The 14,027-nt window shown below is 64.2% G+C and carries 13 protein-coding genes; 9 read left to right on the top strand and 4 right to left on the bottom strand.

The features are described 5' to 3' along the window. Positions 1-154 precede the first annotated feature (154 nt). Both QCE83_RS21625 and QCE83_RS21620 read left to right on the top strand, forming a co-directional pair. Positions 155-895, top strand: coding sequence for a GntR family transcriptional regulator (locus tag QCE83_RS21625; RefSeq protein WP_309815866.1), 741 nt, complete (start codon positions 155-157; stop codon positions 893-895). Between the two features lie 145 nt (positions 896-1,040). Then, positions 1,041-1,364 carry a hypothetical protein gene (locus QCE83_RS21620; RefSeq protein WP_309815861.1) on the top strand — a complete coding sequence of 108 codons (324 nt, stop codon included), beginning with the start codon at positions 1,041-1,043 and terminating at the stop codon, positions 1,362-1,364. Positions 1,365-1,391: 27 nt separating this feature from the next. On the opposite strand, the gene QCE83_RS21615 is transcribed toward QCE83_RS21620, so the two are convergent. After that, entirely contained in the window at positions 1,392-1,559 is a 168-nt protein-coding gene (locus QCE83_RS21615; protein ID WP_309815856.1) for a hypothetical protein, read from the bottom strand. A gap of 206 nt (positions 1,560-1,765) precedes the next feature. Here QCE83_RS21615 and QCE83_RS21610 point away from each other — a divergent pair, with 206 nt between their 5' ends. Both QCE83_RS21610 and QCE83_RS21605 read left to right on the top strand, forming a co-directional pair. Next, positions 1,766-2,689, top strand: a complete 924-nt coding sequence (locus QCE83_RS21610) for an AlkA N-terminal domain-containing protein (RefSeq protein ID WP_309815855.1) — start codon at positions 1,766-1,768, stop codon at positions 2,687-2,689. Positions 2,690-2,921: 232 nt separating this feature from the next. After that, complete coding sequence (locus QCE83_RS21605) at positions 2,922-4,943, top strand: MFS transporter (RefSeq protein ID WP_309815852.1); 2,022 nt, start codon at positions 2,922-2,924, stop codon at positions 4,941-4,943. Here QCE83_RS21605 and QCE83_RS21600 read toward each other — a convergent pair whose 3' ends face one another. After that, entirely contained in the window at positions 4,944-6,092 is a 1,149-nt protein-coding gene (locus tag QCE83_RS21600) for a peptidyl-alpha-hydroxyglycine alpha-amidating lyase family protein (protein WP_309815848.1), read from the bottom strand. It lies immediately after the preceding gene. A 176-nt stretch (positions 6,093-6,268) separates the two neighbouring features. Between QCE83_RS21600 and QCE83_RS21595 the strand changes: the two genes are divergently transcribed. Next, a complete protein-coding gene (locus tag QCE83_RS21595; RefSeq protein ID WP_309815845.1) occupies positions 6,269-6,691 on the top strand; it encodes a hypothetical protein in 423 nt (140 codons plus the stop codon). A gap of 9 nt (positions 6,692-6,700) precedes the next feature. Here QCE83_RS21595 and QCE83_RS21590 read toward each other — a convergent pair whose 3' ends face one another. Next, a complete protein-coding gene (locus QCE83_RS21590; RefSeq protein ID WP_309815842.1) occupies positions 6,701-7,654 on the bottom strand; it encodes a D-2-hydroxyacid dehydrogenase family protein in 954 nt (317 codons plus the stop codon). Between the two features lie 273 nt (positions 7,655-7,927). Here QCE83_RS21590 and QCE83_RS21585 point away from each other — a divergent pair, with 273 nt between their 5' ends. The 3 genes from QCE83_RS21585 to QCE83_RS21575 all read left to right on the top strand — a co-directional run bounded on the left by QCE83_RS21585 (position 7,928) and on the right by QCE83_RS21575 (position 11,926). Next, on the top strand, positions 7,928-8,833 hold the full coding sequence (locus QCE83_RS21585; protein ID WP_309815839.1) for a hypothetical protein: 906 nt from the start codon (positions 7,928-7,930) through the stop codon (positions 8,831-8,833). 154 nt (positions 8,834-8,987) lie between these two features. Next, positions 8,988-10,373 carry a TAXI family TRAP transporter solute-binding subunit gene (locus tag QCE83_RS21580; protein WP_404985282.1) on the top strand — a complete coding sequence of 462 codons (1,386 nt, stop codon included), beginning with the start codon at positions 8,988-8,990 and terminating at the stop codon, positions 10,371-10,373. Continuing rightward, on the top strand, positions 10,370-11,926 hold the full coding sequence (locus QCE83_RS21575; protein ID WP_309815834.1) for a phospholipase D family protein: 1,557 nt from the start codon (positions 10,370-10,372) through the stop codon (positions 11,924-11,926). The genes QCE83_RS21580 and QCE83_RS21575 overlap by 4 nt, the downstream gene beginning before the upstream one ends. A 30-nt stretch (positions 11,927-11,956) precedes the next feature. On the opposite strand, the gene QCE83_RS21570 is transcribed toward QCE83_RS21575, so the two are convergent. Next, positions 11,957-12,934 carry an aldo/keto reductase gene (locus tag QCE83_RS21570; RefSeq protein WP_309815832.1) on the bottom strand — a complete coding sequence of 326 codons (978 nt, stop codon included), beginning with the start codon at positions 12,932-12,934 and terminating at the stop codon, positions 11,957-11,959. A 232-nt stretch (positions 12,935-13,166) separates the two neighbouring features. Between QCE83_RS21570 and QCE83_RS21565 the strand changes: the two genes are divergently transcribed. Further along, positions 13,167-14,021 carry an oxidoreductase gene (locus tag QCE83_RS21565; RefSeq protein WP_309815829.1) on the top strand — a complete coding sequence of 285 codons (855 nt, stop codon included), beginning with the start codon at positions 13,167-13,169 and terminating at the stop codon, positions 14,019-14,021. Positions 14,022-14,027 lie beyond the last annotated feature (6 nt).

The raw sequence follows: 14,027 nt of genomic DNA, 5'->3' as shown, positions 1-14,027 counted from the left end.
GTCCTTGAATGTGATTTTGCATGCAAAATACAATAACGCGGTGACTTGCCGGGGTAAAGGAAAACATCGGCCGAACGGCCTAGGGATAACCCGCTGGCGGTTTTTTTCAATCGGGCTGGGTTAAAATTGCCGCAAATGAAATTCGAGGTATTGAATGCAAAATCCCGATTTACCTTCATCGCATCTTGCCCAGTCATTGCCGAGGGTCGAGCGTCTGCGCCTGCACGACACCGTGGTCGATCACTTGCGCGGATTCATCGTCGAAGGCTTGCTCGCGCCTGGCGTGAAGCTCAATGAACGCAAGCTCTGCGAGACGCTGGGGATTTCGCGCACACCGCTGCGCGAAGCGCTCAAGGTGCTGGCCGCCGAAGGCCTGATCGATATCTCGCCGAATCGCGGCGCGTCGGTATCGCAAATGAGCGAGCTGGAAATCCGCGAGATGTTCGAACTGATGAGCGGGCTCGAGGCGTTTTCAGGCGAACTGGCGTGCGAGCGCATCACGCCGCTCGAAATCGCGGAAATCAAGGCGCTGCACTATGCAATGCTCGCCTGCCGCGCGCAGAACGACCTCTCCGGCTATTACAGCCGCAATCAGGCCATCCACGACAAGATCAACGAAGCCGCGCGTAACACGGCCTTGCGCCAGACCTATGTGTCGATCAACCGTCGCCTGATGGCGCTGCGGTTTCGCTCGAATTTCCAGACGCCCAAGTGGGACAGCGCCATTCACGATCATGAAGACATGATCGAGGCGCTCGAGACGCGCGACGGCAAGCGCATGGGCGAGATCCTGCGCCGGCACCTGCTTTCCAAGCGCGATGCGGTGCTGGCCGAACGCACGCTGACGACAGTGAAGGCCCCGGCGGCGAGGAAGAGGAAGTCGGTCGAAGACTAACGCGCGTCAGACCACACGAAGCAATGTAGCGTCCGCACCATAACGTCAGATGTAAGGTACGATACGACCCGATTGGCCGTCAGAGCCATCCACTGGGGGGATCATCGTGACCGGATTTCGAGGTGCGTGCATTGTGTCAGGGGCAGTGCTCGCCATTACAGCTTTCGCGACCTACCGTTCGCCGGATTTCGAAGCGGCGCAGGCCGCGATGGACCGGCAGACCGTCGACTGCCTCAGCCGCAGTCTCACGCGCGACGAGAAATTCCGCCTCGCCCATCTCACCGCCGGCCATGACCGGGAAGGGATGCGGCCCATCTATACCGATGTACTGTCGCGCTGCATCGTGCGTTCAGATCAGTGGGACCGCCGTCCGCAACTGGTCACGAGTGCGCGCCAGCTGCTGTCCCAGGATGCGGAGTTCAGGCAGCTCGTGAACGCGCAAACCCTGCACCTCGCGCGCCGCCCGTAACGCGCCTCCGCTGACTCACCAGCCCTCTCAGGCCTGAAGACCGCTTCCCGCACCCGGTTGCACCAGGGCGCGGGTGTTGGCTTCGTGTGCGCGCAGCGCGGCGATTTCGTGCTGCGCATAGTGCGTCACGGGCGCCACGGCGGCAAGAGCGGCGGTCAAGAGGATGGCGGCGATGCTGATCGAGAAGGCGTTCATGACAAGCTCCTTTATCTTGCGTTGGCTGGATCGGGCTGCGTGTTGCGCTGCCTGTGAGAAGCATTGTCGTCGCCGAGACTTAGCAGGGAATGAGTGCGCCGCGGCTTCATCCGCTTGCCATGTCGCGCCCGGCCATCCTGGCCTATCGGGTAAACAACCGGGTTAAGATCGGCGTTCATTCGACCATCCGGCATCCTGCATTCAAAATGCATTCGACCATCGACGCACCGTCCGCCTCGCTCGAGCTTCCCTTCAAGCGCCCGTTCGACTGGACCCGCATGCTGGGCTTCATCGGCGGGCGCGCGTCCGCGGGCGTGGAATCGGTCAGTGACGGCATCTATCGGCGGGCGATCGAATGGCGCGGCGACGACGGTACGATCGAAGTCCGGCCGCATGCACGCAAACATCGCCTGGTCGTGACAGTGGAAGGCGCCGCGGCCCGCCACGCGCAGGAACTCGCCACGCCGCTATCCCGCATGTTCGACCTGCACGCCGACCCGCGTGAAATCACTCGCTGCCTGTCCGCCGATCCTATCCTCGCCCCCCTCGTCGAAGCCGCACCCGGCCTGCGCGTGCCGGGCGCATGGTCGGGCTTCGAACTGGTGGTGCGCACCATCGTCGGACAGCAGGTGAGCGTGAAAGGCGCTTCGACGATCATGAACCGCATCGTCCAGCGTGCGGGGAGGCGTATCGAAGGGCACCCGCATGAAGGCACCGCGTGGCGCTTTCCGACACCGGCCGAACTCGCCGCCGCGGATCTCGACAAGATCGGCATGCCGACGAAGCGCGTCCAGGCCGTGCAGAACTTCGCGCAGGCCGTCGCTTCCGGCGCGCTGCCGCTCGACACACCCGGCGCCGATACCGTCCAACTGCAGCGCGATCTTCTCGCGATGCCCGGCATCGGACCCTGGACGGTCGGCTATGTCGCGATGCGCGCGTTGCGTGATCCCGATGCCTGGCCCGATGCCGACCTCGTGCTCATGCAGGCCATCGCCAGACGGGATCCGTCGCTCGTCAAACCCGCGCAGCAACGCGCTCGCACGGAACGCTGGCGGCCGTGGCGCGCCTACGCGGCAATGCATCTGTGGAACGGCGTGGCCATCGCCACGGGACAGTCGCGCGGCGGTTGAATCTTGCATGCAGCATTACGCACGCAAAATGCCAAGGCGCCGCGTCAGCCCGCGAATGCCCGCGTATGCCCCGCATGCCCAAAGTCGTCCCCTTGTCTTGAAAATGAACTAATCTCCTTCGAGCATCGCGAACGCGGCCGGGGCACGCAGGCGACCCACCCTACCGGCCCATTCATGCCATACCACGCAGGGACACGAAGAAGCGCTGACGCAACGCCATCGGGAGACGCACATGAACGCCTCATCCCTCGACGCACAAGCCGGCTCTGGCAACGCATGGTCCGCCTCACCCTCCACCGCATCGGCAGCTGAACTGCCTGTTGCACCACGCGTGCAGAAGATCGTCGTTGCGATTCACGGCATCGGCAACCAGTTGCACAGCGACACGGTGCGCTCGGTCGCCAGCCAGTTCGGTGCGCGCTATGATCCGCCGCTCCCCGTCATGCCGCTCGGCTACTTCGATATCGCGGGTGTCGGCGAAGTGGACGTGCGCCAGCTCGATCTCCCGGCAACCGGCTCCTATACGCCGGCGCAGCGCGAGTTCTACTCGGCACTGGGCTTCGCCGAGGTCTACTGGGCCGACATCCCGCGCGAGGTCGTCAAGCAGGACGACACGCTCGAGGAGAGCAAGGCCTGGGGCCTTTCCATCGTCAGCCGCGCGCAAGCGGCCTACATGCTCAACGTCGAAGAACGCAAGCTCGAGCCCGCCGATTTCTCGCTGGCCGCAGGCGTGGTGGAAGAAATCGTCGAGACCGTCGCCGTCATGCAAAGCCTGCTTGCCGTTGCGGAGAAAGCGGGCATCTTCAAGTTCGATCTCGCGCCGATGCTGCGCGACTACGTCGGCGACGTGCAGCTCGTCGCGGACTTCAAGCAGCATCGCGACACCATCGTCTTCCGCTTTCATCGCGTGATGGAACGACTCGTGGCGCTCGCCACGGAGCGTTGCCAGTGCGCGCCCGAGGTCTACGTCGTCGCGCACAGCGAAGGCACCGTGATCAGCTTCCTCGGTATCCTGCAGGCGCTGTCCACGCCCACCGTGGCGGATCCGAAGGACGGCAAGCAGGTCATCAGCACCGACTGGGTGCAAAGCCTGCGCGGCTTCATGACCATCGGCTCGCCCATCGACAAGCACATCCTGCTCTGGCCCAAGCTATGGGAAGGCATGCAACTGAGGAGCGAAACACAGGGCGACACGGTCACGCAGGTCGACCGTCCAGGCGGGCCGCTCGCGCTGCCGGCTCAGATCAAGTGGCGCAACTACTACGATTACGGCGATCCCGTCGGCTTCGCGCTGGACACGGCGCGCGCGTTCCTGGATCACCATGGCTGCCGCGCATTCGAGTTCGACGAACACGCCGACGACATCGGCTTCTCGCGCTACTGGCTGCCCGGCAAGGCGCATACCGATTACTGGACCGACTCCGAAGTCTTCGGCCACTTCATCGACAACGTCGTGCTCGGCGAGCAGACAGCAACCCCGCCGGGAAACAGGCGCGCCCGCGGCTTCGTCAGCACCGCGATCCCCTACCTGCTCAGCTTTGCCCTGCATCTTCTTGCTGTGTTCTTCATCTACAAGGCCGTCACGGCTTCATCGGATGCGGGCGCCGGTTCCGCCAGCACGGCGCCGGAGTTCATCTATCTCACGCGCTCGGTATTCGCCCTCGCTTGCCTGCTGATGGGCACCACCATCGCCGCACGCATTCCACGGCTGGTGAAAGCACGCGGCACGCATCGCACGGGCGCATGGCTGCGATGGCGCATCGTCGCGCTCGCGGCATTCGCAGCCGGCGCACTCCTCTTCTGGTTCGTCCTCGTGAGCGGCGTCGCCGCGTTCCTCGCGAGCCCGTTCGCTAACATCCTCCATCGCGATGTCGCGGATCCACTCGTCGGCAAAGCGGTCTTCGTGCTGGCCGGACTCGTCTGCGCGCTCAGCGGCTGGATAGCGCCGCGCAAACCGCATTGGGGACGGCGCGTGCTCGTCGCGCTGGGCACGCTGATGATGGTGCTCATCGTCGGCGTGAGGCTATGGGGCGATCTCGCGGGCAAGCCGCTGTGGCCCGTCGTGCTCGGCGGACTGTTCTTTCTTTATGCGTGGTGGCTCGCCATCCTGATCTTCGATCTCGCCTTCGTCTGGCATCGCTATGTGCGCAACTCGGTGGCCCTCGACACGCTGCGGGCATGGCGCGAAGACCGGCGCGACGCACAGCCCAAACCCATCATGTCGATGGGTTCCAGGCGACGCACCGGTCAATGATCACGCATGCAGCACCAGCTTCTGCACGCGCCAGTTGAGCAACTCGGCGACGAACAGCGTGTTCTCGGCAGGACATGCCATCTCGTGAATCCAGCCGAACTGCTTGAGCTGCTTGCCGGAGCGGCCGAGCACGCCGAGCAGCTTGCCGTCGAGCGACAGCTTGTAGATGCGGCCGGGGAACGCATCGGCGGAATAGAGCACCTGATTCGGACCCGGCGAGATGCAGATGGCCCACGGCGATCCCGGCGCGAAGGTGCCTGCTGCAAGCGCCGCCTCATCGGGCATGTTGCCGATGGCCGGCCGCGCATCCGGCGGCACCGGCACGTCGATGGTGAATTGCCGCTGGAAGTTGCCCTCGCCGTCGAAGACCTGGATGCGGCGGTTGCTGCGGTCCGCGACATAGACCATGTTGTTCGCATCGATGGCAATGCTGTGCGGCGTATGAAACTGCCCCGGTCCCGTGCCGCGGTCGCCCCATGACTTGAGCCAGTTGCCGTCGCGATCCACCTTCGCCACGCGCGAATTGATGTAGCCATCGCTGATGTACGTGTTGCCCGAGGTATCCCATGCGACGTCCGTGACCTGGCGGAAGCGTCCCGGCTCCGAAGGCAAGGGCGGGTTCGGATGCTTGAGCGGAGCGGTCTCTTCATCCGCTGCTTCCTGCTTGCGGCCGAAGACCATCGCCACACGCCCTTCCGGCGTGAACTTGATGATCATGTCCGAGCCCTTGTCCGTGACCCAGACGTTGTCCTGCCGGTCCACCTTCACGGTGTGCGCGAACGACCACGCATAGAGACGATGACCGATCTCGCGCACGAAGCGTCCATTGCGGTCGAACTCCAGCAGCTGCGCAGCGGCCGCGCCATAGGCCGGCCCGGTGCTGTTGCCGCGCGACAGCACGAACACATGACCCGCCGAATTGACCGCGACGCCCGAGCATTCGCCGAAGTACATGTCGCGCGGCAAGCGCACGGGATCGGGCACGGAGCCGTAGGGAATCGACGGCACGTCGTTATCGGCGTACGCGAGATGCGGGAACAGCGCGAGCGCCGCGGCGCCCTGACCCGCCAGCGCAAGAAAACGGCGGCGGCTTGCGCCAGCCGGTTGAGTATCGCAACATGGACAGTACATCGAATGCCGAAGACTCATTGTTACCCTCCTTCTGTTCGTCGCGTGCAATGAAGAACTGCGATGAAGAACTGCAATGAAGAGACGGTGATGGCTGGCGTGGGCTGGCGTGCTGCGCGATGCTTCGGGAGTGTAGTGCAAGAGTTGCAGCGCGCGCACGCGAGCGCTTCCATCGCTTTCAATACTGAAAGGACGTCATGAACTCAAGTTTGCTGTATCAGGTTCGTATCAGGCTCACGCCTGAATGCGCCGCGATGGCGCGTCAGGATCGCTTCGATGGCAAGCTCGCGCCGCTCGGCGCCTTGCTCGCGAAACATCGCGCGACGTTGATCTGCCAGTACGACGCCTTCGCGGACTATGTGGCGCAGGCGGAGCGGGATGGCGTCGAAGGCTATCCGTTGTATCGATGGACGCGCGACACCATCGAGAATCCCGCGAAGAAGGCGAAGTACCTCGAAGCGTTCACCTTCTACGTGAACGGCGACGAGGTCTATGAAAAGGCCCTGGCCGATGCATTGGAAGCGGATCTCCACGCGTTGGCCAGCGACGCGATCACGGAGATCCGCAAGTACGATACGAATCCCGCGAACAATCCGCAACCGCCTTCACAGGGCCAATAGGCGTTGCATTCAGCCCTCGCGGGCATCGAGCCATTCGACGACATTGCGCACCGTATCGCCATAGAACGTGCGATACAGCTCCTCCGACACATAACCGATATGCGGCGTCGCGAGCAGGTTCGGCAACGAGCGCAGCGGATCGTCTGCGGCGAGCGGCTCCTGGTCGTACACGTCGATGGCCGCGCCTGCCAGACGCTTGGACTTCAGTGCATCGATCAACGCTGCATTGTCGATGATCGGCCCGCGCGATGTATTGACGATGCGGCTGGTCGGCTTCATCTGACCGAGTTCCGTTGCGCCGACGAGATGATGCGTCCGTTCGCTCAGACGCACGTGAACCGATAGCACGTCCGAGGTCTTGAAGAGCGTGTCCTTGTCGACGCGTTCAATCCCCTTCTCCGCCGCGCGTTCGGCGGTGAGGTTCTGGCTCCACGCAATCACGTTCATGCGGAACGCCCGGCCGATCACACCGACCGCCGACCCCACGCGCCCCAACCCGAGCAACCCGAGCGTCTTGCCGGCAAGCTCGGTGCCGAGACCGATCTGCCAGCCGCCCTCTTTGAGCGAGCGGTTCTCGCCGGGAATGTCGCGCACCATGGCGAGGATCAGCGCCCAGGTGAACTCGATCGTCGGCGCGGACGAATAGCCCGTGTGCCGCACTTCAACGCCGCGTTGCGCCGCAGCGTCGAGATCGATCGATGCATTGGCCGAGCCGGTGGATGCGATCAGCTTGAGGTTAGGCAGATGCTCGATGATGTCGCGCGGCAACGGCGTGCGTTCGCGCATGGCGCAGATCACATCGAACGGTTGAAGTCGTTCGAGCAGCGCCTCGCGCTCGGCGATGTGATCGTTGAAGACGGTGATGTCGGCGCGCGATTCGAGCGCCGACCAGTCGGCCATCGAGCGGGCGAGGTTCTGATAATCGTCGAGCACCGCGACCTTGATGCGTGAAGAACTGGACATGATGAAGCCTTCGATTTTGTTGTGACGAATGCGCGAATCCGCGGCAGCCGCTAGTGTGACGCAAGCCGCGAAATCATGTCGGGACGCCTTGCGGCCGGCCGCTGCGACCGATGACATCGCGTGAAACAAGTCATCGCGGGACTTTGGATGAGGCTGCCTCTATAGTCCGTTCCGTCGCCACACGAAACACAACGTGGCTCAGGCAACCGAGAGGAACATCCCGTGAATACCCGTTCGACTTTCGCATCAAACAGAAGTCTTCAGAAGCGCGGCATGCATACCCTGCTCGTTGCCGCCACCGCCGCAGCGCTCACGCTGTGCAGCGGCTCCGCCTTCGCGGGCTGGGCGCGCGGCGGCACCGCCTATACCGGGCGCGGCGAGTATCAGGGCGCGCATGTCGGTTCCTGCGGCGGCGGCAGCTGCTCGCATGCAGGCGGCGTCGAAAATCCCTGGGGCCGCACGGCCACCAATTCAGGCACGGTGACACGCACCGCGCCGGGACAGTTCAGCAACAGCGGCACTGCATACGGCCCGAACGGCCGCTCCGTCCAGCATGCCGGCGACACGAGCTGCGCCAGCGGCAGCTGCACGCACAGCGGCAGCGCGACCGGCCCGAACGGCAAGACCGCGTCCGGCACCGATACCGTCACGCGCACCGCGCCGGGCCAATACAACTCGTCGGGCTCGGTGACGGGTCCGAACGGCAACACGTCGACGCATACGGCATCGACCCAATGCGCGGGCTATACCTGCAACCGCTCCGGAACGGTCAATACGGCCAGCGGCGGCACCGTCACGCATTCGGGCAGCGCGACGAGCGTGGCGCCGGGCGTCGTGGTCACGTCGGGCAGCGCGACGGCCACGAACGGCGCGCATGTCACGACGGTATCGGGCGGCGGCACGGTCACCACGACGAGCACGGCTGTCGTCACGGGATCGGCTGCCGTGGTTGCCGCGCCCTTGATCGTGCCGCCGCCTCCGCCGCCGGCGACCGTGGTCGTGACGACGCCTCCCCCGCCGCCGCCGGCAGTCGTCGTGACGACGCCGCCGCCGGTCAAGACGGTGTATGTCGCCCCGCCCCCGCCGCCGGTCAAGGTCATCTATGTCGCACCGCGCCGCGCCATCTGGATTCCGGGCCACTATGCCGGCGCGGTGTGGGTGCCTGCGCACTGGGCATGACCGGCAGCCGCGAACCCGAGGTTCGAACGCCTGTGCGCCGGCCCTGTCGCTTTGCCGGCACGAGGCGTTACACTGCGGATCAACGCCGCTTCCGGCAGAGGCACGCCATGCCCGATGTCTTCCCCGACGCCCAGGCAACCACGAGCAAGCGCTCATGACGAGACATCGCATGAAGCGTCCTCACCTGCCCGACGATCACGCGAAAGGGGTCCTGCACGACGTCATCTGGACCGCGGGCCCCGTCGTGCTGGTCATTGCGATCATCTCCGCGCTGGTCTACTGGCTCGTCGATCCCGCGCCGCCCCGCACCATCACCATGAGTGCGGGCCAGCCCGACAGCTCGTTCTACGTCATCTCGAAGCAATACGCGGCCATCCTCGCGCGCAACGGCATCACGCTCAAAGTGCTGCCTTCGGACGGCTCCGTGCAGAACCTCGATCGTCTGCTCGATCCGCAACAGCATGTCGATCTCGCGCTCGTGCAAGGCGGCATCGCGACGAAGGAACAGGTGTCGAAGCTGGTCTCGCTCGGCAGCGTGTCGTATGTGCCGCTGGTGGTGTTCTATCGCGGCAAGGGGCTCAGCCTGCTGTCGCAACTGGAGGGCAAGCGGATTGCCATCGGCCGTGAAGGCAGCGGCACGCGCACGCTGTCGCTCAAACTGCTCGCAGCAAACGGCATCTATCCGGGCGCCGACACGCAGTTGCTTCCGACCGACGGCCTCGAGGCCGCCACGCAACTCGTCAGCAACGAAGCGGACGCCGTGCTGCTCTCCGGCGACTCCGCGACGCGCGACCTCATGCTGCGTCTGTTGCGCGTGCCCGGCATCTCCGTGATGAACTTCACGGAAGCGCGCGCCTATACGCGCCTCTTCCCATATCTGGACGACATCGAATTGCCGCCCGGCATACTCGACCTGGGCCGCCTCATTCCGCCCGAGACCGTGCATCTGGTGAGCCCGATGCTCGAACTGGTCGCGCGGCCGAGCCTGCATCCCGCGCTGTCCGATCTGCTCATCGAAGCCGCGCAGGAGGTCCACGGCACGGCGAGCTTGCTGCAACCCGCCGGGCAGTTTCCGCGCGCAGTCGCGCATGAGTTTCCGATCAGCGAGGATGCCAGCCGATACTATCGTTCGGGCAAGAGCTTCCTGTATCGCACGCTGCCGTTCTGGCTTGCCAATGTTGCGGACCGCGCGCTCGTGCTGCTGCTGCCGGTCGCGGTGCTGATCCTTCCGGCGCTGCGCATCGTGCCCTGGCTCTATCGCTGGCGCGTGCGTTCCCGCATCTATCGCTACTACGGCGCGCTGATCGCGGTGGAACGCGGCGCGATGAAGCTCGTCGATGAAAACGAACGGCGTACGCTCCTCGTCGAACTCGACTACATCGAGGAGTCGCTCAACACGCTCAAGATGCCGCTCGCCCATGTCGATGCACTCTACGTACTGCGCGAACACATCGGCTTCGTGCGCGCGCGTCTCAGCGAAGGCAGGCGGCGTGCCGGTACGGCGCCGCTGCATGATCGCGCGGCGGAGAGCCCGCGATGAGCCTGCGCGCATGGCTGGCCGCGCTGGCGCTGCTGTTGCTGGGCGCTTGCGCCAGCCTGCCGCCGCAGGCGGGACGCGTGCAGACGCAAGCCTTCACCGACACCGCCGGCACGTCCCTGGGCCGGGCGTTCTCGACGAGCGAACAAGCGCATCCGGGCGACAACGCCTTCCATCTGCTTCCGAACGGCATGGACGCGCTCATTGCGCGAGTGATCCTGAGCGAGCGCGCCGAACGTTCGCTCGACCTGCAGTACTACATCTGGCACGACGACCTGACCGGCCGCGAAATGGCGGCTTCGATCATGCGGGCGGCCGATCGCGGCGTGCGCGTGCGTCTTCTGCTCGACGACCTCGGCACCAATGCCGACGACCGCTTCCTGCTCGCGCTCGCCTCACATCCGAACATCCAGGTGCGGCTCTTCAACCCGGTGGCGAACCGCACCTTCAAGAAGCTCGGCTCGGCGATGGAGTTCTTTCGCGTGAATCGCCGCATGCACAACAAGGCGATCATCGCCGACAACCAGGCGGCCATTCTCGGCGGCCGCAATATCGGCGACGAATACTTTGGCGCGTCGAGCACGGTGGCGTTCGGCGATCTCGATGTGCTCGTGCACGGACCGGTGGTGCGCGATGTGTCGGATGCGTTCGACCTCTACTGGAATTCGGCCGCGGCTTATCCCATCGAGCATCTCGTGGGCCGTTCCGCCGATCCCGACGCGCTGCGAAGCTATCGCGACAAGCTGGAGGCCTATCTGCTGGCGGAACGTCATTCGCCTTATGTCGCGCAAGTTCGCCAGCGCATGGCCGACGTGCTTCAGGCACACGATGAAGCCTTCTCATGGGGCAAAGCCACGCTGCTCTACGACGATCCCGCGAAGATCACCCGCGCGCCCGGCGACAGCGAAGGGCATTTGATGTCGCAATTCAAGGCGCTGGACTTCGCGCCCGGCAAGGACATGTTGATCGTGTCGCCGTATTTCGTGCCGCGCAGCGAAGGCGTGCAATGGCTGCGTTCGATGACCGCGCGCGGCGTGCACGTCACCGTGCTCACCAATTCACTCGCGGCCACGGATGTGGCGGCGGTGCATGCGGGTTATCAGCGCTATCGCCGCGACATGCTCGAAGCCGGCGTGACGCTTTATGAACTCAAACCCGTCACATCGAATAATGAAGACAAAATGCAAAAGCAGAGCACATTCGGTTCGTCCAAGGCTTCGCTCCATGCGAAGACCTATGTGTTCGACCGGACGCGCATCTTCATCGGCTCGATGAATCTCGATCCGCGCTCCGTGCAGTTGAATACGGAAATCGGCGTGTATTGCGAGAGTGCGCAGGCGGCCACGGAAGTGGCGGACGGCATCGGCAAGCAGATCGACCGCATTGCCTGGCGCGTCGAGTGGCAAGACGACGGCGCCGGCCATCAACGGATGGTCTGGATCGACACCGCCGCCGATGGCACGACACGCGTGCTTAACGCGGAGCCCGAGGTGTCCACGCTGAAACGCGCGGGCATCTGGATGCTCGGGCTGCTGCCGATCGAATCGCAGTTATGAGCCGCGCGGCCTGGCTCTACCGCACGCGCTTCATTTGAATCCCGACACCGCGTGCGGCACATACGGTGCTTCCAGAGCAGCAATCTCTTCCGCTGTGAGATTCAGCGATAAGGCCGCGACCGCATCGCCGATATGACCGGGCTTCGAGGCCCCGATGATCGGCGCGCTCACCGGCGCCTTCTGCGCGACCCATGCCAGCGCCACCTGCGCGCGCGGCACGCCGCGCTTCTGAGCCAGCGCGGCCACGGCTTCGACTACGGCGCGATCGGCTTCGTCGGTCTTGTACAGCGTGCTGCCGAAGGCGTCCGTTTCCTGACGCGCGCTGGTCGTGTCCCAGTCACGCGTGAGACGGCCTCGAGCAAGCGGGCTCCACGGCACGACGCCGATGCCCTGATCCTTGCACAGCGGAAGCATCTCGCGCTCTTCCTCGCGATAGAGCAGGTTCAGGTGGTTCTGCATGGTCCTGAATTCGGTCCAGCCGTTCGCGCGCGACGTATAAAGCGCTTTGCTGAACTGCCAGGCATACATCGACGACGCGCCGATATAACGCACCTTGCCCGCCTTCACGACATCGTGCAGCGCTTCGAGGGTTTCTTCGATCGGCGTCGCATAGTCCCAGCGATGGATCTGGTACAGGTCGAGATAATCGGTGCCCAGGCGCCGCAGGCTGTTGTCGATCTCGTTGAAAATGGCCTTGCGCGACAGGCCCGCGCCGTTCGGGCCGGGCCGCATGCGGTTGAACACCTTCGACGCAATCACGATATCGTCGCGCTTCGCGAAGTCGCGCAGTGCGCGTCCAACGATTTCTTCAGACGTACCGTCGGAATAGACATTGGCGGTATCGAAGAAGTTGATGCCTGCGTCCAGCGCTTCCTTGATGAGCGGACGGCTCTTCTCCTCGTCGAGCGACCACGGATGCGTGCCGCGTTCCGGCACGCCATAGGTCATGCAGCCGAGACAGAGCCGCGAGACGTCGAGGCCGGTCGTACCCAGTTTCACGTAATCCATCGTGCGAATCTCCTTGCGAAGCGAAAGGAACTGCGAGCGCGCATGCTCGTGCGCATGCTGCGAAACTTCGCACCTTATAACAATGCAGCGAATCGCGCTGCCTGTCATGTTAAGCCAGGGGTGAACCATCCGGACCATTTGCACCGAAACAGACCGCCCCTGCTAACATGCCCTGCGTCGCATCATCCCGCCGAACGCTTTCATTCCCTTGACTGAACTGAAGATGCTTCCCATGACGACACCCGCTACTCAACCCATCTGGTTCATCACCGGCTGCTCGACCGGCTTCGGCCGCGATCTTGCCGCAAAGACTCTCGCGCTCGGCTATCCGACCGTGGTCACCGCGCGCAATCCGAAGACACTCGAGGCATTCACCGAACAATACGGCGACCTCGCGCTCGTGCTGCAACTCGACGTCACGCAGCCCGAGCAGGTTCAGGCCGCCGTGAAGGCAGCGACAGACAAGTTCGGGCGCATCGACGTGCTCGTGAACAACGCGGGCATCGGCTATTTCGGTTCGTTCGAGGAGAGCGACCTGAACGAAGTGCGCAAGATGGTGGACATCAACGTCTGGGGCCTGGTGGACATGACGCGCGCGGTGCTGCCGCAGATGCGCAAGCAGAAGCACGGCACCATCGTGAATGTCTCGTCGATTGGCGGCATCATCGCGTTCCCCGGCGTGAGCTTCTATCACGCGACGAAGTTCGCGGTGGAAGGCATGTCGGAGTCGATGTCGCACGAACTGGCGCCGCTCGGCATCAAGGTGCTGATCGTCGAGCCGGGTCCGTTCCGCACGGATTGGGCGGGACGCTCGGCGAACGAGGCGCCGCGCACGATCGCCGATTACGCCGGCACCGCGCAGGCGCGCACGGATACGATGCGCGGCTACAGCGGCAAGCAACCCGGCGATCCGGTGCGCGCCGCCGAAGCGATCATCCAGGCCGTGGAAAGCAAGGACCCGCCGCTGCGCCTGCTGCTCGGCAAGGCCGCGGTGACGAATGCACGCGTGAAGATCGACGCCTTGCGCAAGGACTTCGACGGCTGGGAAGCGGTTTCCGTGGGCGCGGACTTTCCCGAAGGCGAGTGACGCAAG

The sequence above is a fragment of the Caballeronia sp. LZ034LL genome, from assembly GCF_031451215.1.
Lineage (GTDB): Bacteria > Pseudomonadota > Gammaproteobacteria > Burkholderiales > Burkholderiaceae > Caballeronia.
The sequence above is the reverse complement of the archived record's forward strand: the minus strand, read 5'-3'. Positions and strand labels throughout refer to the sequence as shown.